This is a genomic window from Curtobacterium sp. AC273, assembly GCF_979253735.1.
Genome location: NZ_CEEDDU010000014.1, coordinates 217,890 through 240,733, shown reverse-complemented (window position 1 = coordinate 240,733; position 22,844 = coordinate 217,890). Strand labels below are relative to the sequence as shown.

Annotated in this window: 24 protein-coding genes, 1 tRNA gene, 4 pseudogenes and 1 riboswitch; of the genes and pseudogenes, 13 read left to right on the top strand and 16 right to left on the bottom strand. The window is 71.3% G+C overall.

What is annotated here, in order from left to right; all coding sequences use genetic code 11:
- Position 1 precedes the first annotated feature (1 nt).
- A pseudogene (pstB, locus tag ACZ8AI_RS22515) lies at positions 2-782 on the top strand (phosphate ABC transporter ATP-binding protein PstB).
- A 464-nt stretch (positions 783-1,246) separates the two neighbouring features.
- Here pstB and ACZ8AI_RS22510 read toward each other — a convergent pair.
- The 4 genes and pseudogenes from ACZ8AI_RS22510 to ACZ8AI_RS22495 all read right to left on the bottom strand — a co-directional run bounded on the left by ACZ8AI_RS22510 (position 1,247) and on the right by ACZ8AI_RS22495 (position 3,858).
- The gene (locus ACZ8AI_RS22510) at positions 1,247-1,765 is read right to left on the bottom strand and encodes an anti-sigma factor (RefSeq protein WP_464859898.1); all 519 of its coding nucleotides are present in this window, start codon (positions 1,763-1,765) and stop codon (positions 1,247-1,249) included.
- Between the two features lie 91 nt (positions 1,766-1,856).
- Complete coding sequence (locus tag ACZ8AI_RS22505; RefSeq protein WP_464859897.1) at positions 1,857-2,150, bottom strand: hypothetical protein; 294 nt, start codon at positions 2,148-2,150, stop codon at positions 1,857-1,859.
- Positions 2,147-2,748: pseudogene (gene sigK, locus ACZ8AI_RS22500) on the bottom strand (ECF RNA polymerase sigma factor SigK). The gene ACZ8AI_RS22505 and the pseudogene sigK overlap by 4 nt, the downstream one beginning before the upstream one ends.
- A 660-nt stretch (positions 2,749-3,408) precedes the next feature.
- On the bottom strand, positions 3,409-3,858 hold the full coding sequence (locus ACZ8AI_RS22495) for a hypothetical protein (RefSeq protein WP_464859896.1): 450 nt from the start codon (positions 3,856-3,858) through the stop codon (positions 3,409-3,411).
- 314 nt (positions 3,859-4,172) lie between these two features.
- Here ACZ8AI_RS22495 and ACZ8AI_RS22490 point away from each other — a divergent pair, with 314 nt between their 5' ends.
- Together ACZ8AI_RS22490 and ACZ8AI_RS22485 are read left to right on the top strand one after the other, a co-directional pair.
- A complete protein-coding gene (locus ACZ8AI_RS22490) occupies positions 4,173-4,385 on the top strand; it encodes a hypothetical protein (RefSeq protein ID WP_464859895.1) in 213 nt (70 codons plus the stop codon).
- 12 nt (positions 4,386-4,397) lie between these two features.
- Positions 4,398-4,473, top strand: a tRNA-Lys gene (locus ACZ8AI_RS22485).
- 410 nt (positions 4,474-4,883) lie between these two features.
- On the opposite strand, the gene ACZ8AI_RS22480 is transcribed toward ACZ8AI_RS22485, so the two are convergent.
- The 4 genes and pseudogenes from ACZ8AI_RS22480 to ACZ8AI_RS22465 all read right to left on the bottom strand — a co-directional run bounded on the left by ACZ8AI_RS22480 (position 4,884) and on the right by ACZ8AI_RS22465 (position 7,867).
- Positions 4,884-5,432 carry a cupin domain-containing protein gene (locus ACZ8AI_RS22480; protein WP_464859894.1) on the bottom strand — a complete coding sequence of 183 codons (549 nt, stop codon included), beginning with the start codon at positions 5,430-5,432 and terminating at the stop codon, positions 4,884-4,886.
- Between the two features lie 372 nt (positions 5,433-5,804).
- The gene (locus tag ACZ8AI_RS22475) at positions 5,805-6,068 is read right to left on the bottom strand and encodes a hypothetical protein (protein ID WP_464859893.1); all 264 of its coding nucleotides are present in this window, start codon (positions 6,066-6,068) and stop codon (positions 5,805-5,807) included.
- A gap of 506 nt (positions 6,069-6,574) precedes the next feature.
- A pseudogene (locus ACZ8AI_RS22470) lies at positions 6,575-7,421 on the bottom strand (alpha/beta fold hydrolase).
- A 119-nt stretch (positions 7,422-7,540) separates the two neighbouring features.
- Complete coding sequence (locus ACZ8AI_RS22465; RefSeq protein WP_464859892.1) at positions 7,541-7,867, bottom strand: hypothetical protein; 327 nt, start codon at positions 7,865-7,867, stop codon at positions 7,541-7,543.
- A gap of 264 nt (positions 7,868-8,131) precedes the next feature.
- Here ACZ8AI_RS22465 and ACZ8AI_RS22460 point away from each other — a divergent pair, with 264 nt between their 5' ends.
- Positions 8,132-8,440 (top strand): hypothetical protein, encoded by a 309-nt coding sequence (locus ACZ8AI_RS22460; RefSeq protein ID WP_464859891.1) that lies wholly within the window; start codon positions 8,132-8,134, stop codon positions 8,438-8,440.
- Positions 8,441-8,516: 76 nt separating this feature from the next.
- Here ACZ8AI_RS22460 and ACZ8AI_RS22455 read toward each other — a convergent pair whose 3' ends face one another.
- From ACZ8AI_RS22455 to ACZ8AI_RS22445, 3 genes are all read right to left on the bottom strand, one after another.
- Entirely contained in the window at positions 8,517-8,705 is a 189-nt protein-coding gene (locus ACZ8AI_RS22455) for a hypothetical protein (RefSeq protein WP_464859890.1), read from the bottom strand.
- Between the two features lie 125 nt (positions 8,706-8,830).
- Positions 8,831-9,949: an aldose epimerase family protein gene (locus ACZ8AI_RS22450; protein ID WP_464859889.1), complete on the bottom strand. Its 1,119-nt coding sequence runs from the start codon at positions 9,947-9,949 to the stop codon at positions 8,831-8,833.
- Positions 9,946-10,806 (bottom strand): DeoR/GlpR family DNA-binding transcription regulator, encoded by an 861-nt coding sequence (locus ACZ8AI_RS22445; RefSeq protein ID WP_464859888.1) that lies wholly within the window; start codon positions 10,804-10,806, stop codon positions 9,946-9,948. The genes ACZ8AI_RS22450 and ACZ8AI_RS22445 overlap by 4 nt, the downstream gene beginning before the upstream one ends.
- 63 nt (positions 10,807-10,869) lie before the next feature.
- On the opposite strand from ACZ8AI_RS22445, the gene galT reads away from it, so the two are divergent.
- Together galT and galK are read left to right on the top strand one after the other, a co-directional pair.
- Positions 10,870-11,967: a galactose-1-phosphate uridylyltransferase gene (gene galT / locus ACZ8AI_RS22440; RefSeq protein ID WP_464859887.1), complete on the top strand. Its 1,098-nt coding sequence runs from the start codon at positions 10,870-10,872 to the stop codon at positions 11,965-11,967.
- Positions 11,964-13,101, top strand: a pseudogene (gene galK, locus ACZ8AI_RS22435) (galactokinase). Before galT ends, galK begins: the two are co-directional and overlap by 4 nt.
- 147 nt (positions 13,102-13,248) lie before the next feature.
- Here galK and ACZ8AI_RS22430 read toward each other — a convergent pair.
- From ACZ8AI_RS22430 to glyA, 3 genes are all read right to left on the bottom strand, one after another.
- Positions 13,249-13,698, bottom strand: coding sequence for a hypothetical protein (locus ACZ8AI_RS22430; protein WP_464859886.1), 450 nt, complete (start codon positions 13,696-13,698; stop codon positions 13,249-13,251).
- Positions 13,699-13,764: 66 nt separating this feature from the next.
- Positions 13,765-14,688 carry a bifunctional 5,10-methylenetetrahydrofolate dehydrogenase/5,10-methenyltetrahydrofolate cyclohydrolase gene (locus tag ACZ8AI_RS22425; RefSeq protein WP_133519024.1) on the bottom strand — a complete coding sequence of 308 codons (924 nt, stop codon included), beginning with the start codon at positions 14,686-14,688 and terminating at the stop codon, positions 13,765-13,767.
- Entirely contained in the window at positions 14,685-15,968 is a 1,284-nt protein-coding gene (gene glyA, locus ACZ8AI_RS22420) for a serine hydroxymethyltransferase (RefSeq protein ID WP_464859927.1), read from the bottom strand. Before glyA ends, ACZ8AI_RS22425 begins: the two co-directional genes overlap by 4 nt.
- A gap of 58 nt (positions 15,969-16,026) precedes the next feature.
- A riboswitch (ZMP/ZTP riboswitch) is annotated at positions 16,027-16,112 on the bottom strand.
- Between the two features lie 37 nt (positions 16,113-16,149).
- On the opposite strand from glyA, the gene clpS reads away from it, so the two are divergent.
- The 7 genes from clpS to nagA all read left to right on the top strand — a co-directional run bounded on the left by clpS (position 16,150) and on the right by nagA (position 21,534).
- A complete protein-coding gene (gene clpS, locus ACZ8AI_RS22415) occupies positions 16,150-16,437 on the top strand; it encodes an ATP-dependent Clp protease adapter ClpS (protein ID WP_133519025.1) in 288 nt (95 codons plus the stop codon).
- Positions 16,434-16,883, top strand: coding sequence for a DUF2017 family protein (locus tag ACZ8AI_RS22410; RefSeq protein WP_464859885.1), 450 nt, complete (start codon positions 16,434-16,436; stop codon positions 16,881-16,883). Before clpS ends, ACZ8AI_RS22410 begins: the two co-directional genes overlap by 4 nt.
- A 137-nt stretch (positions 16,884-17,020) precedes the next feature.
- The gene (locus tag ACZ8AI_RS22405) at positions 17,021-17,446 is read left to right on the top strand and encodes a MarR family winged helix-turn-helix transcriptional regulator (RefSeq protein WP_133519027.1); all 426 of its coding nucleotides are present in this window, start codon (positions 17,021-17,023) and stop codon (positions 17,444-17,446) included.
- 25 nt (positions 17,447-17,471) lie between these two features.
- Entirely contained in the window at positions 17,472-18,938 is a 1,467-nt protein-coding gene (locus ACZ8AI_RS22400) for an MFS transporter (protein WP_464859926.1), read from the top strand.
- Between the two features lie 175 nt (positions 18,939-19,113).
- A complete protein-coding gene (gene purU, locus ACZ8AI_RS22395) occupies positions 19,114-19,983 on the top strand; it encodes a formyltetrahydrofolate deformylase (protein WP_464859884.1) in 870 nt (289 codons plus the stop codon).
- Positions 19,984-19,990: 7 nt separating this feature from the next.
- Complete coding sequence (locus tag ACZ8AI_RS22390; RefSeq protein WP_083402760.1) at positions 19,991-20,389, top strand: YrdB family protein; 399 nt, start codon at positions 19,991-19,993, stop codon at positions 20,387-20,389.
- Between the two features lie 5 nt (positions 20,390-20,394).
- The gene (gene nagA, locus ACZ8AI_RS22385; RefSeq protein WP_464859925.1) at positions 20,395-21,534 is read left to right on the top strand and encodes an N-acetylglucosamine-6-phosphate deacetylase; all 1,140 of its coding nucleotides are present in this window, start codon (positions 20,395-20,397) and stop codon (positions 21,532-21,534) included.
- Between the two features lie 6 nt (positions 21,535-21,540).
- Here nagA and ACZ8AI_RS22380 read toward each other — a convergent pair whose 3' ends face one another.
- Entirely contained in the window at positions 21,541-22,002 is a 462-nt protein-coding gene (locus tag ACZ8AI_RS22380; RefSeq protein ID WP_464859883.1) for a GNAT family N-acetyltransferase, read from the bottom strand.
- A 206-nt stretch (positions 22,003-22,208) separates the two neighbouring features.
- On the bottom strand, positions 22,209-22,778 hold the full coding sequence (locus ACZ8AI_RS22375) for a TetR/AcrR family transcriptional regulator (RefSeq protein ID WP_464859882.1): 570 nt from the start codon (positions 22,776-22,778) through the stop codon (positions 22,209-22,211).
- Positions 22,779-22,844 lie beyond the last annotated feature (66 nt).

Here is a 22,844-nt window from a genome sequence, read left to right as displayed (position 1 = left end):
CGTGTCCAAGCGCATCGAGGTCGACGGCCTCAACGTCTACTACTCGAAGTTCAAGGCGGTCGAGGGCGTCGACATCACGATCGAGCCCCGCACCGTGACCGCGTTCATCGGTCCGTCCGGCTGCGGCAAGTCGACCTTCCTCCGCACGCTCAACCGCATGCACGAGGTCATCCCCGGCGCCTACGTCGAGGGTTCGGTCAAGGTCGACGGCGACGACCTGTACGGCCCCGGGGTCGACCCGGTGCTCGTCCGCCGGCAGGTCGGCATGGTCTTCCAGCGGCCGAACCCGTTCCCGACGATGTCGATCAAGGACAACGTCCTCGCCGGCGTGAAGCTCAACAACAAGCGCATGTCCCGCTCCGAGGCGGACGACGTGGTCGAGCGGTCCCTGCAGGGCGCGAACCTCTGGAACGAGGTCAAGGACCGCCTCGACAAGCCCGGCATGGGCCTGTCCGGTGGGCAGCAGCAGCGCCTCTGCATCGCGCGGGCGATCGCCGTGCAGCCCGACGTGCTGCTGATGGACGAGCCGTGCTCCGCGCTCGACCCGATCTCGACCCTCGCCATCGAGGACCTGATCGAGGAGCTCAAGAAGGAGTTCACGATCGTGATCGTGACCCACAACATGCAGCAGGCTTCTGCGCGTCAGCGACAAGACGGCGTTCTTCAACATCGCCGGCACCGGACACCCGGGCAAGCTCATCGAGTACGACGACACCGCGACGATCTTCTCGAACCCGTCCGTGCAGGCCACCGAGGACTACGTCTCCGGTCGCTTCGGCTGATCGGCGCGCGGTCCGTCTCCTGACGCTCCGCCTGGAGGCCCGGTGCACGTCCGCCACGGACGGCGCCGGGCCTCGTTGCTTGCGTCCAGTGCGCGCGGCACCGTTCGGTCGGCGGCCGACGTCGGGGGCGTCGCAACATGCACACGCACCTTCCGACACCACACTCGACGATCGACGCGTGGATCGTCGCTCCATGCACGCGCACACAATGCATGCGCATCGGACGACAGAGCACGCGTCGATCGACAGGCGGGACGTCGGAACATGCGCACGCACAAGCACCCGCACGGCCGCCGACCCGCGTCACGCGCCGCGCCCCGCGCCCGCGCCCGCGCCGCCCCGCGCCCGCCCGACCCCGCGCCGCCCCTACGCGCCGCCCGCGCCCGCGCCCGCCCCACGACACTTTTAACCTCCCCCCGCGGATCGTGCCACGCGAGGGAGAGCGTCGTCCGGCCGTCCGGCCGTCAGGCCGTGGTGACCGCCATGATCGGTGTCGTCGTCGGCTGCTTCGAACCGCCCTCGGGCTCGACGGTCATGCCGATCGTCACGTCGCGCGACCGACACCTGCGAGCACCGCGGCGTTCACACCGTTGGTCGTCCCGTCGAGCAGGCCGGCCGCGGTGATCTTCGCCGCCGGTGCCCTCGGAGCCGATGTACCAGAGCTGGTAGGTCTTGCCCTTCGGAGCCTGGGCGACACCGTCGAGGGTGACCGCGGACTTGCCGAGGTCGTTCGACCAGACGACCGTGGCCGTCCCGCCGCCGGCGACCTTCGCGGTGCTCCGCTTGAAGTCCGACGCGGCGTAGATCCGGTCGAGTCCGCTGCTCGCCTGCGTCGTGCCCGGACCGGGTCGTTCGACGGGGTGAAGGACGTGCGACGCCGAGTCCGACGCCGAGGAACACGACCGCGACCGCGGCTGCGGCGGAGAGCGCGCAGCCGGACGCTGGAACCAGCGGCGCTGCGCGGCGGTCTTCAGCCCGACCACGACGAGTGGTGACCGACCGGCGGGGGGAACCGCGCCTCCTGGCCGGCGTCACCGTCCGTCTCGGCGACGGGAGCGGACAGCGGAGGAGCAGTCATAGTCGACGTCGTCGACGGTGCGGAAGCCGCCGGAGCCGAGGTGAGCGGCGGCGGCCTGCGGCATCGACGCGATCTGGGCCATCAGCGAGGCCTTGAGCGACGCCGGGGCCTCGATCGGGTCGACTGCGTAGGCGAGCTGGAGCGCGATCTCGCGGAGCGAGTCCGTCCTCGGCCTGCAGCTCCGGTGAGGAGGACAGCGTGGCCTCGAGCAGCGCGCGCTCGTCGTCCGACAGGGAGTCGAGGGCGTGCGAGCCCGTGAGCAGTGCAGGATCGTCGTGGTGCTCGGTCATGATGTCACCCCCATTTCGTCGCGGAGTCGGATCATCCCGTCACGGAGACGGGTCTTGACGGTGCCGATCGGGACACCGAGGTGTTCGGCCATCTCGCTGTGCGAGTAGCCGCCGTAGTACGCGAGCTGGACCGCCTGGCGCTGGAACTCGGTGAGTTTCCCGAGCGCCCGGCTGACCCGTTCGTGCTCGATCCGGATCTCGACCGATTCGGGGACCTGGTCGAAGCCGGCCTCGAAGTCGCGGATGCCGATCTTCGTGTCGCGGTCGTGGGAGGACTGCGAGGCCCGCACTCGGTCGACCGCTCCCGGCGGTGCGCCATGGTGAGGATCCAGCTCGCCGCCGTGCCGCGCCAGCGGTCGTAGCGGGTGGCCTGTTGCCAGACCTCCAGGAAGACTTCTTGTGCGACCTCTTCGGACTGCGCGCGGTCCCGGAGGAGGCGCGTCACGAGACCGAGGACCCGCCCGGACAGCACGTCGTACAGTTCGGAGAAGGCAGCCTGGTCGCCGTTCGCCACCCTGGACAGGAGGTCGTCGGGCGACGCCTGAGCCGGCTCGGCTGAGCTCCAGCTCTCGGTGTCGCGTTCCACGAGTGCAAGCATTGCAGGTTTCCCTCCTCCCGGTTGCGATCGACCTGTGAGTTCCGCTCTGACCACGCATTCGGGTCGCGTGGTCAGAGCAGGACGAGGGCCCGTGTGACCCGCAGGGAATTGACCGCCAGGGAGCGGACCGGGTCGCACGGGGCCCTCGCATGTGGCTGGCGGTGATGCCTGCCACGGTGATGATTCGGCACCCTCGGGCCGTCGGATTGGAGGAGTTCTCGAACTCACTCAGGCGCGGCGTCCCTGACCGGGTCCGAGGCGCGGTCGTGGCGCTGCGCGGGGCACGGTCGTGGTGTTGTCCGGGGCGCGGTCGTGGTCTTGTCCGGGGGCGCGGTCGTGGTCTTGTCCGGGGCGCGCCCGACACCCCGTCGTGTCCACCAGAGTGAACACGGGTCGTGCGCACGGCCGACGTCTCGTAGAATCGATCTCGCCGGGCCGCAGCAAGCCCCGGGCTCCAAAATTCGCCGCTTCGAGCGGCCTCGCGCCGAGAGGCGCTTCTGCGGCCCGGTTTTTCTCTGCCCGCTTCCGGCTGGTCTGCCCGCTTCCGGCTGGTCGCTGCGGCTGCTGCCTGGTCTTGCGGCTTCTGCCTGGTCTTGCGGCTTCTGGCTGGTCTTGCGGCTTCTGCCTGGAGGCGCGGTGCGGGTCCGCCCCGCCGCTCGCTCAGTCCAGGCTGTCGCGACGCCAGGCGCCGCCGCCTCGGTGAGGTCGGCCGCCAGCTCCGTCAGACGGAGTGCCCGGGTCGTCAGCTCGCTCGCCCGGTCGTCTGCGGTCAGGTCGGAGTCGTCCGCCACCGAGGTCGCCCCTCACCGCGGTGAGCCGGCAGAACGCCGCACCGCGGTCGAGCGCCACCGCGAGGTCGCCCGTGTAGAGGCCGTGCAGGATCCGGTCCGCCAGCGTGAGGATCTCGGCGGGCCCCGTCGGCTCCTCGGCACCCGCGACCGCCTGGTCGATCGTGCCGATCCGCTGCGCGCCGCGTTCGAAGAAGTACGCGATCTCCGTCGGGTTCTGCCGGATCACGGTCCGGACGAGGTAGATCCGCCACAGCGCCCCGGGCAGGGTGTGCGCCCCGACGCGCGCCCACAGCTCGGCGATCGCGTCGATGCCGTGCACGTCCGTGTAGGTGACCAGGCGCTCGACGACGGCGGGGTCCGGTCCTGCCGGACGCGGCGGGCAGGGCGTTCGCGGTCTCGTGCGCGACGCGGTTCACCACGGCAGGGTCTCCTCCTTCGCCGCCCTGGATCGCGGCAAACTCCTGGTCGGTGAAGTGGACTGGACGGTAGTGATCGCGAGGCACCGCGTCAGTGTAGGCACGGCCGGTGACGTTCTCGTCTCCCGTTCGCCGAGAGAACGCAACCGGCCAGATCCGGTACCATGCAACCGTCGCAGGGAGGCACTCCTCCCGGACGTGAAGAAGAGGACCCTCCATGAACGCCCTGCTCATCATCCTGGCCGTGATCGCGGTCGTCCTGCTGTTCGTCGGTGGTTTCACCGCGAGCCTGAAGTTCCTGCTCTGGGTCGGGATCGTGCCGCTCGACCAGGTCGCGGTGATCGTCTGGCTCCTGCGCACCCTCAGCCGCGGGTCGACGCAGCTGACCCCAGGACAACGGTTCCGAACTGGTAGCCCCTCCACCCGCTAGCCTTGCGGGTGAGGGCCTCTAGCTCAGCTGGTAGAGCACCGGACTTTTAATCCGAGGGCATCGTGGGGCCCGAGCCCCACGGGGCCCACAGTTCCTCCCTGAAACCGCGGCTTTTCATCCGAGTGGTCGTGTGGGTTCGAGCCCCCACGGGGCCCACAGTCTCCCCTGAACCGCGGCTTTTCATCCGAGGGTCGTGGGTTCGGAGCCCCACGGGGGGCCCACAGTCTCCCCTGAACCGCGGCTTCCCCTCATCCGAGGGTCGTGGGTTCGAGCCCCCACGGGGCTCCACAGTCTCCTGAACCGCGGCTTTTCATCCGAGGGTCGTGGGTTCGAGCCCCACGGGGCCCACCGCCTCCTGAACCGCGGCTTTTCATCCGAGGGTCGTGGGTTCGAGCCCCACGGGGCCCCACAGCCGCCCGTTCGTCGGGCAGCCAGCGGCAGCGGGACGATCCCCCGCGACCCCCGCGGGAACGTCTGCGAGCACCGCCTCGGGGATGTTCAGGGTGCTGCGACACCATTGCGCGACGGCGGCAGGTGGGCGAGCCAGTTCGCGAGCGAGATCTCCTCCGGGAACGTGGTTCGCTCCGGAACGTCTCGATGATCAGCGCCGGCTCTCGTGCCGGTGTTCTCCACGTAGTGCCCGAGGTTCCGCTTCTCGACCCCGACGCCGCCGGCTTTGAAGTCCACGGTGTTCGCGTGGGGCCCGGTGTTGAACACCGTCATGCGCGCCTGCCCCTTCAGGTAGTACTGCCACTCGTCGGCGTTCGGGTGCCAGTGCAGCTCCCGCATCGACCCGGGCTGCACGACCGTCAGCGCCGCGGCGACCGTCTTCGCCGCCGGGAAGTTCGTGCTGTCCGCGATCCGGATGCTGCCGCCGCTGCCCTCGACAGTGCGGCGCCGTGCCAGGCCATCCGGAAGATGACGGGGTCTGCCGCCCCACTCGACGCCCGCGGCGAGCTGGTCCTGCTCGAGGTCGCCAGGGACCTCGCCGGGGAAGATCCAGAGGTCGTGGAGCGGCAGGTCCAGCGAACGCCTCCTGCGCGACACCGAAGTTCTTCGCCAGCACGTCCGGCGGGGTGTGGGCGAACCCAGTCCGTCATCAGCAGGAGGGTGGTGCTCTCGGACTGCTCGCCGCTGTCGAAGGCGAGGACGAACCCGGCGCCGTCCGGCCCGAGGCCCTGGCAGGAGTGCGGGAGGCCGGCGGGGAAGTACCATCCGAGGTCGCCCTCGAACACCGTCCTCCAGCGTCACCGGTGCAGCCCCTCGCGGCCCAACGTAGTGACACGGCAGGCCCCGGGGTCATCAGCGCCCACTCCGCGGTCTGGCGCCAGTGCAAGCTCTCCGGATGCTCCTCGGCCTCGAGGTGCATGTTCACGCCTGGGCGATCTCGTCTTCGGAGAGCAGCGAAGTCGGACTGGGTCAGCTCGCGCGCCCACCCGCCGCGCCGGGACCCGTCGGGGCGAGATGTTGAACGAGGACCAGAAGAAGGCCTGGGTGCTGATGTCCGTCGCCGGCGCGTTGAGCTGGCTCGGGAACTGCGTCGCGAGCGTCGGGTTCTTGCGGCCTCGTCATCGCGTCGGCGGCGCTGTCGTCCGCGATGTTGACCAGTCCTTCTCCTGCGGGAGGTCGGGGTTCCCGGACGGCAGGTATCTCGTGGTGCGGAGAGGTGGGTTCGTCCGGCATCGTCTGCTCCTTCGTGCTGGTGGTCGCGTCAGCACCATCGGAACAGGTGGCGGGGACCGTCCCCAAGCGTCATCCGACTCGGTCGCGCGGATCGGCGGCCCGCTCGTCGGACGTGGCGACGGGCTCCACGGCCCGTGGCGCTCTCGGCCTGCTCGGCGATCGCCTCGGCGAGCACGTCGGCGAGGAACGTCGACCCCGCCTACGCGGACGATGAAGGCGCGGTCTCGACGGTGCGAGCCCCTCGCGGTGCACGGCGTCCACGACGATCTCGCGGATGGCGGCCTCCTGCCGACCCCGTGGAGCGCCGCGAGCTCCCGGTCGGCCCGCTCCAGTCGTTCGGTCTGCATGTCGAAGGACGTTAGGACGGATCGCTCTGCCTCGGCTCGTCGGTCAGCCCGACTCGGATGTGCGCGGCGGTGCGTCACGCCGTCGCAGGCTCGCTAGCCAGACACGAGCGGCGCGCCCTCGGCGGAGTGCCGGGGCGCGCTCTTCCAGGACGGCCTGGCTCAGCTCTTGAGGAAGGCGAGGATGTCCGGGTTGATGACGTCGGCGTGGACCGTCAGCATGCCGTGCGGGTAGCCCTCGTAGATCTTGAGGGTCGCGTTGGGCTGAGGAGTTCGGCCTGCTTGATCGACGCAGCCTTGTACGGCACGACCTGGTCGTCGTCGCCCTGTGTGACGGCGGACCGGCACCGGAGATGGCCTCGAGGTCCTCGGTCTGGTCGGTCTCGGAGAACGCCTTTATCCCCTCGTAGTGCGCCAGCGCGCTGCCCATCATCCCCTGGCGCCACCAGTTCGCGATCACCGGGGCGGAGAAGTCGGCACCGGCCCGGTCGAAGCCGTAGAACGGCTCCTCGGCGACGGCCTGGTAGAACTCGGCCCGGTTCGCGGCGAGCGCGCTGCGGAACCCGTCGAGCACCGAGATCGGCGTGCTCCTTCGGGGTTGGCGTCGCTCTGTGCAGCATGATCGGCGGCACCGAGGACACCAGGACCGCCTTGGCGACCTCGTCCCTGCGGCTCGCCGTACTGCGCGACGTACCGTGCGACCTGTCCACCACCGGTGGAGTAGACCGATGGGATCGCGTTCTGCAGGTCGAGGTGCTGGACCAGCGCGTCCAGCGTCGGCCGCGCAGTGGTCCACGTCGTGACCGGTGCCGATCTGCGACGACCGTCCGTGCCCGCAGGCGGTCGTGCGCGATCACCCGGTAGCCGTTCGCCAGGAAGAAGAGCATCTGGGCATCCCAGTCGTCCGCGGACAGTGGCCATCCGTGGTGGAAGACGATGGCTGCGCGTCACGCGGCCCCCAGTCCTTGTAGAAGATCTCCGCACCATCGCTGACAGTGACGAACGCCATCCTGAACCTCCATGAGTGTCTGCTCCACCTCGAACGCGGGCGTTGCCGCTGCCTCCCTGTCGGCGGAAGGATCGGAGCAAGGCTCCAACGTAATCGAGGGCCGTGGCCGACCGCCTGCGTCATCCGTCCCGATCTGACGACCGTGCCGCGTTCAGGGACACCGAGGCGGTCACCTGCCGTCCGGACTGCACGCGTAGAATCCCGGCCGTGGCCCGACGAACCGACGGCGGATGGCCGGACGGTCCCCGTTCGCTGCCGCTCAGACGACGACGCCGGAGGCGACGCCTGATGCCGGCGGTCGCCCTCGGCGCGATGAGTCTCGGCGTCGCCGGGTTCCTCGTCATGCTGCCCGCCGTCTCGGACGCCTGCCAGTCGGTCCCGGGGACGGCGAACGTGTCCGCGACCCGAGCGGCCTCCGCCATCGCCCGCGGATCGGACGTGCTCATCGTGGGTGACTGCACGACCTGGTCGCGGCTCGTACGACGGTACGCACGGGTGGGCGCAGGACCTCGTGGCGGACCGCGGGTGGGACGCCACCATCGACGGAGTGCCGGGCAGGGGGTACGTGAACACCGGTGCGACCAGCTCGACGCGCTCGAACCACGTCTCGCGGATCGAGCGGCGGGCAGCCCTCGACCCCGCGCTCGTGATCGTGCAGGGCAGCCAGAACGACTGGCTCGTCAGCGCGGACGCCCTCGAGGCCCGGGTCGATGCGGACCCTCGCGGACGGCGAAGCGGCATGGCCGGACGCCGTCGTCGTCGCCATCGGTCCCTCCGCCCTGCAGCCACGGGCGGAGACCACCGCCGGCATCTCGGCCGCGGTCGCCGCCGGTGCACACGCAGCGGGCGTCCCGTTCGTCGACGCGCTCGACCGGCAGTGGTTCACGAAGATGAACAGTGGAGCACGCCGCCGGCGACGGGCAACACCTCAACGACGACGGCTACCGGTACCTCGCGGCGAAGATCGACGGTGCCCTCGAGGAGCTCGCGACCCACCGCGCGGCGAGCAGTGCGCCTGACCGCCTGATCGACCGACCGGTACAAGTCCCCCCTCAGCCAGTTCATGGGCGTTCCACCGCACAGCCCAGTCAGCGTTCAGCGGACTGTTGGCGTGACGCCGATAGTGTCGTTCCCGGATCCGATCGCCGGGTCCGGCACCACCGCACCATCGCAGAACGAACGGGGTACAACGATCGAGCCCATCGAAGCCACGCCGACCAGCAGCACCGGTGACGCGCGCCGCATCGTCGAGCTCGCGACCGCGACCAACACGACGATGAGCAACGAGCTCCTGCTCGACACGCTCCGCCGGAACGCCCAGGTCACGACCCGCCACATCCGCAAGGACTTCGCCGAGGTCGCCACGGCCACCGCGGTCCTCGGGTACGTGTGCCGCCAGCGCAAGGACTTCATCGCCCTCCGCGGCGACGACCCCGCTTGGCGGCGCACGAGGTGGAAGGCGCTACGCGTCCGAGTCCCTCGCGGTCGAGGCGCTCCGCATGCGCCGCGCCTGACGACCGACGGACACACGACGAAGGCCCTGCCGGAACACCAGCGGCGGCGCCTTCGGTCGTGCCGCATGCGGCGGAGCGACCGGGTCGGGACCAGACGCGGCGGATCCCCCACGAGCCGGTCCACGACTCGTCCGGCTCGAGCCAGCGCAGGCCCTCGCCGAGTTGAGCGCGTTCGCCGGTGCCGTCATCGGTTCGACCGCCACCGCCAGCCCCGTGCCGTCCCCGCGTGGGAACTCGCGCGACGAACACCTGCACGTACGGGAACGACTCGTCCTGCCAGAGCTCGACACCGTCGCCCTCGGGCCCGTGCAGCGTCGTGCGGCGGACACCCTCAGCGTCAGGGGTGATGTCACGGTACGCAGTGTCGAGGTCGAGTCCCCCGCCCGGCGGCCCCTGCCGGAGGTCGTACCGTGCCGTCCACCGGCACCGAGCCGTTCGGTACCTTCTGCTCGTCCACCGTGAACGCGGTCGCGGCGTCGAGCCGGACGACGAGGTCGTCCGCGGGGGTGTCGCCGGCCGGAGGTACGGATGGGCGCCGATCGCGAAGGGCGCCCGCACGCCCGAGCGGTTCACGACCTCGTGCGTGACCCGGATGCCGTCGTCGACGAGTTCGTGGTGCACGCGGGTCTCGAGTGTGAAGGGCCAGCCGTGCTGCGGGTGGATCGTCGCTTCCTGCACGACGCCCGACTCGGTCTGGGACACGACCAGGTAGGGCGCGAACCGGAGCAGTCCGTGCGAGGCGTTGCCGTACTTCGGCTCCGAGACGTCGAGCTGCTGCCGCTTGCCGTCGAGCTGCCAGACGCCGCCGGCGACCCGGTTCGGCCACGGTGCGAGCACGATGCCGTTCGCTCCCGGCGGCTGCTCCGAGACGGGGAACGGCTCGGTCAGGTCGAACCCGGCGACCCGCAGCTCGCGGATGCCCGCGGCGACCTCGGTGACCACCGCCTCGACGACCCCGTCGGGTCCGGCGTGGCGGAGGTGGTACTGGCCACCGGTGGGTGCTGCTGCGGTCATGGGATCTCGTTCCTTCCGGTTCCTGCTGCCGTGTCGCGGTCGCTGCCGTCGGCCACCACGACCTCGACGCCGGCCGCCCGGATCGGGGCGACCGCTTCCGCCGTGGTGTCGGCGGTGACGACGACGTCGATGTCCTCGAGCGAACGGACGACCCCGAGGTGGGCCCGGCCGAACTTCGACCCGTCCGCGACCACGACCGTACGCCGAGCGGTCGCCGCGAGCATGCGCTTCGCCTCGGTCTCGGGCAGGTTCACGTTCGTCAGTCCGTGCTCGACGTCGACCCCGGTGCCGCCCAGGAACACCACGTCCGCGGCGATGAGCGGCAGCAGCGTGTTGTTGAACGGCGCCACGAGGGAGTGCTGCAGCGGCCGCAACGTGCCGCCGGTGACGACGACGGTGAACCGCGGTACCGCCCGTTCGAGTGCGAGGGCGGTCGTGAGGAAGTTCGTGACGACGGTCAGGTCGACCAGGTCGGCGCGGGCGACCAGGGCCTCGGCGACGGCCGCCGGGGTGGTGCCGACGTCGAGCACGACGCACTGGCCGGAGCGCACGAGCGCCGCGGCCGCACGACCGATCGCCGCCTTCGCGACCTGGTGCTCCACGGCGGTCTCCTCGAAGGGCCGCTCGCCGGAACCGGCCCCGAGGCGGACCGCACCGCCGTGCACCCGCCGGATCCGCGCCTCCAGTTCGAGCGAGGCGAGGTCCTGCCGGACGGTCACCTCGCTGGTTCCGAGGGCTGCTGCCAGGGCGGCCGTCCGGACCATGCCGGGCGCCCCCTCGACGATGGAGACGATGCGGTCCTGGCGCAGCGGCGCGGGGAGCGAGCCGGCCAGGAAGGAGAGGTCGTCATCCGTCACGAGGATAGTTTCGCTTGCTTCGGACCCTTTCGCAATGCTTCGGATGCGCGCTAGGGTGGTCGGGTGATCACCAAGCGCGTGACGAAGCTCGCGGACGGCCGCGACCTCATCTACTTCGACGACGCCGACTCGACGCTGCCCGCCGAGCGCAGCATCGACGAGCGCGTGCTCGACCCGCGACCGGAGACGGCGCGGATGCGTCAGGACGTCCTGACGGGCGAGTGGGTGTCCATCGCGGCGTCGCGGCAGAACCGCGTGTTCCTGCCGCCCGCCGACCAGGACCCGCTCGCGCCGCAGACCGCGGCGAACCCGTCCGAGATCCCCAGCCGGTACGACGTCGCCGTCTTCGAGAACCGGTCGCCGTCGTTCGGCCCCCTGCTCGAGGCGGACGACGCCCCCACGTCGCTCGAGTCCCTCAGCGACGTCGGCCTGAACCGCCAGCTCCGGTCGGTCGGCCGGTGCGAGGTCGTGTGCTTCTCCCCCGAGACCTCGGGCTCGTTCGCGTCCATCTCCGAGTCGCGCGCCCGCACCGTGGTCGAAGCGTGGGCGGACCGCACGGCCGCGTTGTCGGCGATGCCCGGCATCCAGCAGGTGTTCCCGTTCGAGAACCGTGGCGAGGCGATCGGCGTCACGCTGCACCACCCGCACGGGCAGATCTACTCGTACCCGTACGTCACCCCGCGCACGCAGCGTCTGCTCGCGTCGATCGAGCGCTTCGGCCCGGACCTGTTCGAGCAGCACCTCGCGAACGAGCGTGCCTCGGAGCGCGTCGTCCTCTCCGGTGAGCACTTCACCGCCTTCGTGCCGTTCGCCGCGCGCTGGCCCATCGAGATCCACATGCTGCCGCACCGCCACGTGCCGGACTTCGCCGGGCTCACCGACGCCGAGAAGGACGAGCTGGCGCACATGCACCTCCGGCTGACGCGCGGTCTCGACGCCCTCTACGGCGACCCCACCCCGTACATCGCCGCGTGGCACCAGGCGCCGGTGCACACGGCCCGCGACACGGTGCGGCTGATGCTGCAGATCACCTCGCCGCGTCGCGCGGCGGACAAGTTGAAGTTCCTGGCCGGCAGCGAAGCCGCCATGGGCGCCTGGATCGGGGACCTCGTGCCCGAGAAGGCGGCCGAGTTCATCCGAGGAGGGATCGAACGAGCATGACGTTCCAGCAGGTCTACGGGTACGAGCCCGCGGTGCGGTACTCCGCCCCGGGTCGGGTCAACCTGATCGGCGAGCACACCGACTACAACGACGGCTACGTCCTGCCGTTCGCGATCGACCGCCGCACCACCGCGTCGATCGCCCCGCGCGAGGACCGGGTGATCCGGGTCGCGTCGGCCTTCGACGAGGCCGGCGGTCCCGTGTCGCTCTCGCTCGACGAGCTCTCGCCCGACGCGATGAACGGCTGGTCGGCGTACGTGTTCGGCATCGCCTGGGCGCTGCGCGAGCAGGGCGCCGACCTCACCGGCAAGTCCGGGTTCGACGTCTTCATCGACTCCGACGTGCCGGTCGGCGCCGGGCTGTCGTCCAGCGCCGCGATCGAGTGCGGCGTCGCACTGGCGTTCAACGACCTGTGGGAGCTCGGGCTCGACCGCAAGACCCTGGCCCGCGTCGGCCAGTACTCCGAGAACCACGACCGTCGGAGCACCGACGGGCATCATGGACCAGTCCGCGTCGCTCCTCGGTGAGCAGGACGCCGTCGTCTTCCTCGACTGCCGCACGCTCGACACGGCGGTCGTCGACCTCGCGCTGGAGGCGAACGGTCTCGAGGTCCTCGTGATCGACACCCGCGTCGAGCACGCCCACGCCACCGGCGGGTACGCCGCGCGCCGGGCGTCGTGCGAGAAGGGCGCCGAGGTCCTCGGGGTCGAGGCGCTCCGCGACGTCACGGTCGAGGACCTCCCGCGTGCGCAGGAGCTCCTCGACGACGAGACCTTCCGCCGCGTCCGGCACGTCGTGACCGAGGACCAGCGCGTCCTCGACACGGTCCGCACGCTCCGCGAGCAGGGGCCCCGGGCGATCGGATCCCTGCTCGTCGCGTCGCACGAGTCGATGCGCGACGACTTCGAGATCTCCGTGCCGGAGCTCGACCTGGCCGTCGCGACGGCGGTCGAGCACGGTGCCGTCGGTGCCCGCATGACCGGGGGTGGTTTCGGTGGTGCCGCGATCGCGTTGGTCGACCGGGAGGCCCGTGGTGCGATCGCCGCGGCCGTCACCGCCGCCTTCGCCGCGGCCGGGTACCGCGAGCCGAACGTCTTCACCGTGCACGCCGCGCAGGGCGCCCGGCGCGACTGACGCTCGCGCTCGGCGCGGGCAACGCCTGCGCCCGGCGCGGAATTTCGCGCCGAGCGACACCCTCACGCGCTCGACGGGCCGTGAAGTGTCGCTGAGCGCGGAAACGACCGGCGGCGGGACCTGTCGGGACCGGGCGTCGCAGCGGGTTCAGCCGGTGTAGTCCGCGTACCGGACGTGCTCCACGACGTTTCCGAGGACGAACGGGTGCGTCCGACCGTGCTCGACGGCCCACTGCAGCCACGCCATCTGCGCCGGCATGAGCAGCCAGACGAGCACGGTCGTCCCGAGCACGCCCGCGAGGGCCAGGCCCATCACGGTGTGCTCGTCGAACCGACGGGCTCCGCGGCGGGCGATCGCCACGACGAACCCGACGACCGCGAACCCGACCGTCAGCATCGTCCACCCGAGCGACGGGTGGGACACGAACGAGTACTGCTGCCCGGCGTGCTGGACGTCCAGGCTCCAGGTCGACCCGGGCTGCTGGAACACGATGCACAGCAGCACGATGACGACGAGCCACCGGGCGTCCTTCGTCAGCTGCGACGGTTCGGGTCGCGGTCGCAGGACCGGCTCGGTCAGCAGTCGTTCTTCCCCCATGGCGAGACCGTAGCACCAGGCCGAGACTCGGTGCGGCGTCGGCGAGATCGGACCGCGGCCCGCGCGCTACTTCAGGTGGCGCTCCGCGGCCTCGACCACGTTCTTCATCAGCATCGCCCGCGTCATCGGCCCGACGCCACCGGGGACCGGCGACATGAAGCCCGCGACGGACGCCACGGCCGGGTCGACGTCCCCGCGGAGGCGAGCCTTGCCGGTCTCCTCGTTCACGATGCGGGTGATGCCCACGTCGATGACCGCGGCACCGGGCCGCACCCAGTCCGGCTGGACCAGGCCCGCGACCCCGGCCGCCGCGACGACGATGTCGGCACGTCGGCACTCGGCCGCGACGTCGGCGGTCAGCGAATGCGTGAGCGTCGCCGTGGCCTCGAGGCGGGTGAGCAGCAGGCCGAGCGGGCGCCCGACGGTCAGGCCCTGCCCGATGATCGTGACGTGCGCACCCCGGATCGGGATGTCGTACGCCTCGAGCATCGCGACGATGCCGCGCGGGGTGCACGGCAGCGGGGCGTCGATCGTGCCGGCGCCACCGGGCACGGCGAGCACGAGCTCACCGAGGTTCGTCGGGTGCAGGCCGTCGGCGTCCTTCGCCGGGTCCATCAGCTCGAGCATCGGCGTGGGGTCGATCCCCTGCGGCAGCGGGAGCTGGACGATGAACGCGGTGACCCGGGGGTCGTCGTTCATCTGCAGGATGGCGGCACGGATGTCGGCTGCGGACGCGGTGGACGGCAGGTCGATCCGGTGCGAGTCGAGCCCGATCTGCGCCGAGTCGCGGTGCTTGCCCGCGACGTAGGACAGCGACCCGGGGTTCTCGCCGACGAGGATCGTGCCGAGCCCCGGCCGGATGCCGTGCTCGTGCAACCGGTCGATGCGGACGCGGAGCTCGTCGAGCGTCCGGGCGGCGAGGGCGGTGCCGTCGATACGGACGGCACTGCCCTCACCAGCCCAGAGGGAACGGGGGAGCGCGCCGCTCACGCGTAGAGCGGGAACGCGTCGGTCAGGGTCTTCACCCGGGCCGAGAGCGCCGCGATGTCGGGGTTCGGCATGAGCGTCAGCGCGATGATGTCGGCGACCTCGGCGAACTCGGCGTCGCCGAACCCGCGGGTGGCCAGCGCCGAGGTGCCGATGCGGACACCCGAGGTCACCATCGGCGGACGCGGGTCGAACGGCACGGCGTTGCGGTTCACGGTGATGCCGACCTCGTGGAGCAGGTCTTCGGCCTGCTTGCCGTCGACCTCGGACGTCCGCAGGTCGACCAGCACCAGGTGCACGTCGGTGCCGCCGGTCAGGACGTCGATGCCGGCTGCCTTCGCGTCGTCGGCCGTCAGACGCTCGGCGAGCGCCTGCGCGCCGCGGATGGTGCGCTCCTGGCGCTCCTTGAACTCCGGCGTGCCGGCGAGCAGGAACGCGGTGGCCTTCGCGGCGATCACGTGCATGAGCGGACCGCCCTGCTGGCCCGGGAACACGGCCGAGTTGAGCTTCTTGAACAGCGACTCGTCGTTGGACAGGATGATGCCGGAGCGGGGGCCGCCGAGGGTCTTGTGCACCGTCGAGGAGACGACGTGGGCGTGCGGCACCGGCGACGGGTGCAGGCCGGCGGCGACGAGGCCGGCGAAGTGCGCCATGTCGACCCAGAGCTTCGCGCCGACCTCGTCCGCGATCTCGCGGAACTTGGCGAAGTCGAGCTGGCGCGGGTAGGCGGACCACCCGGCGATGAGGACCTTCGGCTGGTGCTCGATGGCCTTCGCGCGGATGTCGTCGTAGTCGACCTCGAACGTCTCGGGGTCGACGCCGTACGCGACGGCGTTGTAGATCCGGCCGGAGAAGTTGAGCTTCATGCCGTGGGTCAGGTGGCCGCCGTGCGCGAGCTCGAGGCCGAGGATCGTGTCACCGGCGCTGGCGATGGCGTGCAGGACGGCGGCGTTCGCCGTGGCACCGGAGTGCGGCTGCACGTTGGCGTACTCGGCACCGAAGAGCGCCTTGGCCCGGTCGATGGCGAGCTGCTCGGCGACGTCGACGTACTCGCAGCCGCCGTAGTAGCGCTTGCCCGGGTAGCCCTCGGCGTACTTGTTCGTCAGGACGGAGCCCTGCGACTCGAGCACGGCGCGCGGGACGAAGTTCTCGGACGCGATCATCTCGAGGGTGTCGCGCTGGCGGCCGAGCTCCTGCTCGAGGACGCGTGCGATCTCGGGGTCGACCTGGCTGAGGGGGGCGTTGAAGGTGGTGGTGTCGGCCGCGGGGGGCAGATCGGTGATGGACACGGGACTCCTCGTTGTCTGTCCGTCGCGCACGTGCACGACGAGGTGGACGGTGGGGCGCGGCCCAGGCGTACGGCCGCGCACCGTGTCAGGTGTCGCTTCCCGATGGTGACCCATCCAACGCCAGTCGCGACCCCACGATCGTACCGAGGCCGCCCGTTCGTGTCACCCTGGTTCCATGACCATGCTGACGCCCGACGTGGACGAGCGCACGAGCGTCCGACCGGACTCCCCCTGGGTCGCGGTCGTGTGGGACGACCCGGTGAACCTGATGTCGTACGTCACCTACGTCTTCCAGCGGTACTTCGGGTTCCCGCGCCCGAAGGCGGAGCGGCTGATGCGGCAGGTGAACGACGAGGGACGGGCGATCGTCGCGACCGGCCCGCGCGAGGCGATGGAGGCCCACGTCGAGGCGATGCACGGCTACGGCCTGCAGGCCTCCGTGGACAAGGCCCCGACCACGTGATCCCGTTCGTCCGCCGCGCCGACGGCGTCCACCTCGGCATGTCCTCCGGCGAGCGCTCCGTCCTCACGTCGCTCACCGAGCAGCTGCAGCAGGTCCTCGCCGGCGACCTGGCGTCGGACCCCGTGGCGATCCGGATGTTCCCGGACGCGTACCCGCAGGACGAGGACGCGAGTGCCGAGTTCCGCCGGCTGACCGAGTCGGACCTGGTCGCGCAGAAGACCACGAACGTCACGACGGTCCACGAGTGGCTGACCGGTGCGCGTGACGGTGCGTTCGGTGCGGAGGACGAGCAGGCCTGGCTCCGCTGCCTGACCGACCTGCGCCTGACGATCGCGGACCGGCTGGGCATCGTCGACTCGGCGAGCGAGGAACGGTCGTACCGGTCCGACTCGGGGTCGGGCTGCGGGACGTCTACGACTGGCTCGGGTACGTGCAGGAGCATCTGATCGAGACACTCACCGCCGTCCGCTGACGTGCGTCCGGTGAGCCAGCGGCCTGGAGGCACGACTCGCCTCCTGGGATCGGCTCACCAGATCGACAGGAAGCCTTGCAAGTTCTCCTGCTGAAGTAGTACCGTCGCGGTATGGCTTCCCCGAGCGCACCCGACCTCGCCAGCGACCTGCTGACGATCTACGGGCGCGTCCGCCGGACACTGCTCACCGGCAAGTCCGACGAGGTCACCGCCTCGCAGACCGCCGCGCTCGGACGACTGCTCCGGCACGGCGAGAGCACCACCGCCGACCTCGCGCGGGCCGAGGGTGTCCGTCCTCAGTCCATGGGCGCGACGATCCAGGCGCTCGTCGACCTCGGACTGGTCGAACGCCGGCAGGACCCCGCCGACGGCCGACGCACCCTGGTCCGTGCCACCCCCGCGGGCGCCTCCGCCCGCGAGGACGCGTGGGCCGCGCGCAGCCGTGTCCTGACGGAGCTGCTCGGCACGCTCTCCCCCGAGGACCGCGAGACCGTCGCGCGCTCCCTCGCCATCCTCGAAACCCTCGTCGAACCGTGACCACCCGGAGCGGCGACCCGCGCACCTGACGCGAGCCGCGCCTCCAGGCCGTCACGACGCGACCACGTCGCAAAGGCAGCACACCACGTCCACAGCAACCACCCCGACACCCGTCGTCCCCTCCGGCAGCACGGGGAGCGGCTTCGGCCCGAAGCTCCTCGTCCCCGTCCTGGTCGGGCCGCTCCTCAACCCGATCAACACGACCATGGTGTCCGTCGCGCTCGCCCCGATCTCCCGTGATCTCGGGATCGGTGCCTCGCAGGCGATCTGGCTCGTCGCCGCGCTGTACCTGGCGAGTGCGATCGCGCAGCCGACGATGGGCAAGCTCGCCGACCGGTTCGGGCCGAGGAAGGTCTTCCTGATCGGGCTCGTCATCGTCGGGATCGCCGGCGTGGTGCCCGAGTTCCTCACCGGGTTCGGCGGCGCGGTGTTCGCACGGGTGCTCATCGGCATCGGGACCTCCTCGGCGTACCCGGCGGCGCTCACGACCCTCCGGCAGCACTCGCTCCGCATCGGGAAGCCGACGCCGTCGCTCGTGCTCGGGGCCCTGTCCATCACCTCGCTCGTCTCCGCCGCAGCCGGACCGCCCCTCGGCGGCGCGCTCATCGCCGCGTTCGGCTGGCACGCGATCTTCCTGGTCAACGTGCCGCTCGCCGTGTTCGGGATCGTCGTCGCCGCGCTGTGGCTGCCGTCCGACCGGCTGCGCCCACGCCCCGACGAGGGCCTGCCCGTCCTGACCTCCCTCGACCCGCTCGGCCTGCTGCTGATGACCGGCACGGTGTCGGCACTGCTCGTGTTCCTGCTCGACCTGTCGGCGGGCCTCTGGTGGTTGCTCGGCATCGCGGTCGTCCTGCTCGTCGCGCTCGTGCTGTGGGAGCTGCGCGCCGTGAAGCCGTTCATCGACGTGCGGATGCTCGCGCGCAACGGCGCCCTGTCGCGGACGTACGTGCGACTCTTCCTGGCCTACGTGCTGGCGTACACGGTGACCTACGGCTTCTCGCAGTGGGTGCAGGACGTCGCCGGGTACTCGAGCGACGTCGCCGGGTACCTGCAGCTGCCGGCGGCGATCGTCGCCGGCGTCGTGTCGTTCCTCGTCGCGCGGAAGACCGCCGTGCGTGGGCCGCTCATCGTCGCGGCCGTCGTGCCGATCGTCGGCGGGGCGCTCCTGCTGCTGCTCCACGCCGGGTCGCCCGTCTGGCTGTTCCTGCTCGCGCCGGCGCTGTTCGGGGTGCCGCAGGCCCTGGCGTCCGTGTCGAACCAGGCGGCGCTGTACCGGGTGGTGCCCGCGGAGTCCATCGGCACGGCCGCTGGGCTCTCGCGCACGAGCGTCTACATCGGGGCGATCGCGGCGTCGTCGTTGATCGGCGGCGTGTTCGGGCAGGCTCCGACGACGCCGGACCTGCACGTGCTCGCGTGGGTGATCGTGGGGGTCGCGGTGCTGCTGAGCGTGCTGACCATCGGGGACCGGGCGTTGGGGCGGCGCGCGGCGTAGCGCCGCGAGTTGCCCGCCGGCCCGCCCCCGCCGCCCGTCGCCCCGTCGCCCGCCGGCCCGTCGAGGGAGCAGGAATCGTCGGGTCCACACGCCGCACCCGACGTTTCCTGCTCCCTCGACCGCGCGACTCCGCTCCGCGCCCCGCCGCACCGCCCCACCCCGGTACCCTGATCCGGTGACCGACCCGACGCCCGCGACCTCCACGCACTGGACCCTCACGCTGGTCTGCGACGACCAGCCCGGGATCGTGCACGCCGTCTCCGGAGCGGTGGTCTCCGCACAGGGCAACATCACCGAGTCGCAGCAGTTCTCGAGCGTCGACACGAACACGTTCTTCATGCGCCTGCAGGTGATGGCTCCCGTCGACCGCGCCGCCTTCGAAGAGGCCCTCGCGCCCGTCACCGAACGCTACGACGCCCGCGTGCAGCTCGACGTCGTCGGCCGACCGCTGCGCACCCTCGTGCTCGTGTCGAAGGCGGGCCACTGCCTCAACGACCTGCTCTACCGCCAGCGCGGTGGCCAGCTGCCGATCGAGGTGCCCCTCGTCCTGTCGAACCACGCCGACCTCGCCGAGCTCGCGTCGTTCTACTCGGTACCGTTCGAGCACCGTCCGGTCACCGACGCGGAGTCGAAGCGGCAGATGGAACAGCGCATCCTCGACGCCGTCGAGGAGCACGACATCGAACTCGTCGTCCTCGCCCGCTACATGCAGATCCTGTCGCCGGAGCTCTGCGCGGCGCTCGAGGGTCGCGCCGTCAACATCCACCACTCGTTCCTGCCCGGCTTCAAGGGCGCGAACCCGTACCGGCAGGCGCACGCCCGCGGGGTGAAGCTCATCGGTGCGACGGCGCACTACGTCACGAGCGACCTCGACGAGGGGCCGATCATCGAGCAGAACGTGGTGCGGGTCGACCACACGAAGGACCCCGCCGACCTCGTGTCGATCGGGCAGGACGAGGAGTCCCGCACGCTCACCCAGGCGGTGCGCTGGATCGCCGAGGACAGAGTCCTCCTCGACGGCGCCCGCACGATCATCTTCAAGTAGGACCCGCATGTCAGCACCACAGTCCCCCGTCGACTGGGGAGAGACCCCGGACCCGCACGCGATCCGTCCGCGCCGGCTCGACGGCTGGCGCGTGCTCCGCATCCTGGTGTGCACGTTCGGCCTGCTGTCACTGGCGACGTGGGGCTACTTCGCGTGGCCGTTCCCGATGCCGGCGATCCTGTTCATGATCGGTGCGCCGGTGTTCGCGGCGCTGGTCTGGTACTTCTTCCGCTCGCCCGCGTCGCCGATCGAGACCGACGTGGTCGGGAAGACCATCGTCGAGGTCGCCCTGGTGGTCGCCGCCGGTGGCTGCTGGATCTCGATCGGGCACCCCGTCGTGGGGCTCGTCTTCATCGTGGTCGCGGCCCTGTCCGGTGTGGTGCAGTTCCGGAAGGAGACCCGGTGAACGGCCTGGAGGCACGCAGCACCCTGATCCGGTCGGCCCACCTGGTCGACGGGGCCGGGTCCACGGCGGACGGCTGGGTCCTCGTCGCCGGTGACACCATCCGCGCGGTCGGCACCGGCGCCGATGCACCCGCGGCGGACCAGGTCGTCGACCTCGGCGACGCGGTCCTGACGCCCGGGTTCACCGACCTGCACGGGCACGGCGGGGCGACCGAGGCGTACGAGGACGAGTCCTTCGCCGACTCGCTCGCGATGCACCGGTCGCACGGCACGACCCGCTCGGTGCTGTCGCTCGTCGCGAACCCGATCCCCGCACTGACGGCGTCGCTGCGACGGGTCCGTGCCGTGATGGCCACCGACCCGCTCGTGCTCGGCGTACACCTCGAGGGGCCGTTCCTCTCCCCGCACAACAAGGGCGCCCACAACGAGTCGTTCCTCGTGTCGCCGACGCCGGCCGCCGTCGACGCCCTGCTCGAGGCCGGCGAGGGCGTCATCCGCCAGGTCACCATCGCGCCCGAGCTGCCGGGCGCGCTCGACGCCATCCGTCGCTTCGTGTCGGCGGGCGTGGTCGTCGCCGTCGGGCACACCGTCGGCACGTACGACCAGGCCCGCGCCGCGTTCGACGCCGGCGCGACGATGCTGACGCACGCGTTCAACGCCATGCCGGGGCTCCACCACCGGGCGCCCGGGCCGATCGGCGCCGCCGTCGCCGACGACCGCGTCACGCTCGAACTCATCCTCGACGGCGTGCACGTGCACCCCGTCGTCGCCTCGACGCTGATGCGCGCCGCACCGGACCGGGTCGCCCTGATCACCGACGCCATGGGGGCCGCCGGTGCTGCCGACGGCTCCTACCGGCTGGGCTCGCTCGACGTCACGGTGACCGACGGCGTCGCGCACGTCGCCGGGACGGACACCATCGCCGGCTCGACGCTGACGCAGGACGTGGCCCTCCGGAACGCGGTGACGCGTGCGGGGCGGACGCTACCCGAGGCCGTGGCCGCCCTGACGAGCGTGCCGGCCGCTGCGTTGGGGCTCGGCGACCGTCTGGGCCGTCTGGTGCCCGGGTTCGCCGCCGACCTCGTGGCGCTGTCGCCGTCGCTCGAGGTGCAGCGCGTCTGGGGCGCGGGACTCCCGCTCACCTGAGGCCGATCAGAGCGGCCGCGCGAAGCAGATCGAACCGGCCTGCTCGCGGTAGGGGCCGAACGGCCGGATCCGCTGGAACCCGTGCCGCAGGAACAGCTTCACGGCGTGCGGTTGCAGGACCCCCGTCTCGGCCACGACCGCCGGCGCCTGCAGTTCCTCCGCCTGCGCGAGCAGTTCGAGCAGCAGGGCGTCGCCGATGCCCCGGCCCCGCCGGTCCGGCCGGACGAACAGCCGCCGGATCTCGAACACCCCGTCGCCCGCGGCGGTGAGCGACCCGGTGCCGAGCGCCGTCCCCGTCGTGTCCCGCGCGAGCACGTGTGCGGCGGCCGTGGCCTCGGTGAGCGGCCGACCGACGTCGGCCGGACGGCCGTAGATCCGGTCGACCTCGATCCGGGCAGCAGCACGGAGCCGCACGGCGTCGTCGTGGTCGAACCGGTCGGCCGTGACCGAGAACGGCAGGGGCTGCATCGTGGGACGTTCCTCGCTGACGGTGCGTCGTCGCACTGCCGAGTGGGTCGGTGGGTGGTCGTGGTGGAAGCGTGCCGCCGCTCGAACCCGACGAGCGGCGGCACGGGTGCGCGATGTCACTCGAACCCGAATCGAGTGGTGTCGCGCGCAGACGGCGAGCGCCTGCCCTCGGACAGCCCTCCTGTCCGTGGTCTGTGTCGTCGGGCTCAGCCGACGGAGTCGAGGTCCCACACCGGGGCGACGTAGGTCCGCGACCACCCCTCGCGGAGCCGTGTGACCGCACGGTCGAACGCCTCGAGCAGGTCCATGTCCGGACGGACCATGGACTGCAGTTGCAGCCCCTCGTAGGTGGCGAGCAACTGCTCGGACCCGCGCGCCGGCTCCATCGTCCGCGGCTCCCGCCCGAGCAGGACGTCCCGCTCGAGGGAGTGCTGCACGAACGCGTGGAACCGCCGCCACCGAGCGTGCAGCATCGGCGCCAGGGGGTGCTCCGGCGACGCCGCGATGTTCAGCGTCGCGGTCAGGAACCGCATGAGCGAGGGGTCGGCGATGTTCGCGGTGACGATCGCGCGGAGGAAGGGGACGGTGCCGTGCCGCTCGGCGAGGGGCATGAGCGGTGCGGTCCGCCGGTCGTTCCACCGGTCGATGGTCGCGAGCAGCAGGCCGTCCCAGCTCGGGAACGTGCGGTCGACGACCTCCACCGGCTCACCGGCTTCGGCGGCCACGACGGCCGGGGTCACCTCGTGCAGCGGACGGGTCCGGAGCGCGTGGATCATCCCTTCCACGACCGTCGATCGGAGGGAGGCTGCATCCGACGGGTGCGGCGGCGATTCGATGTGCAT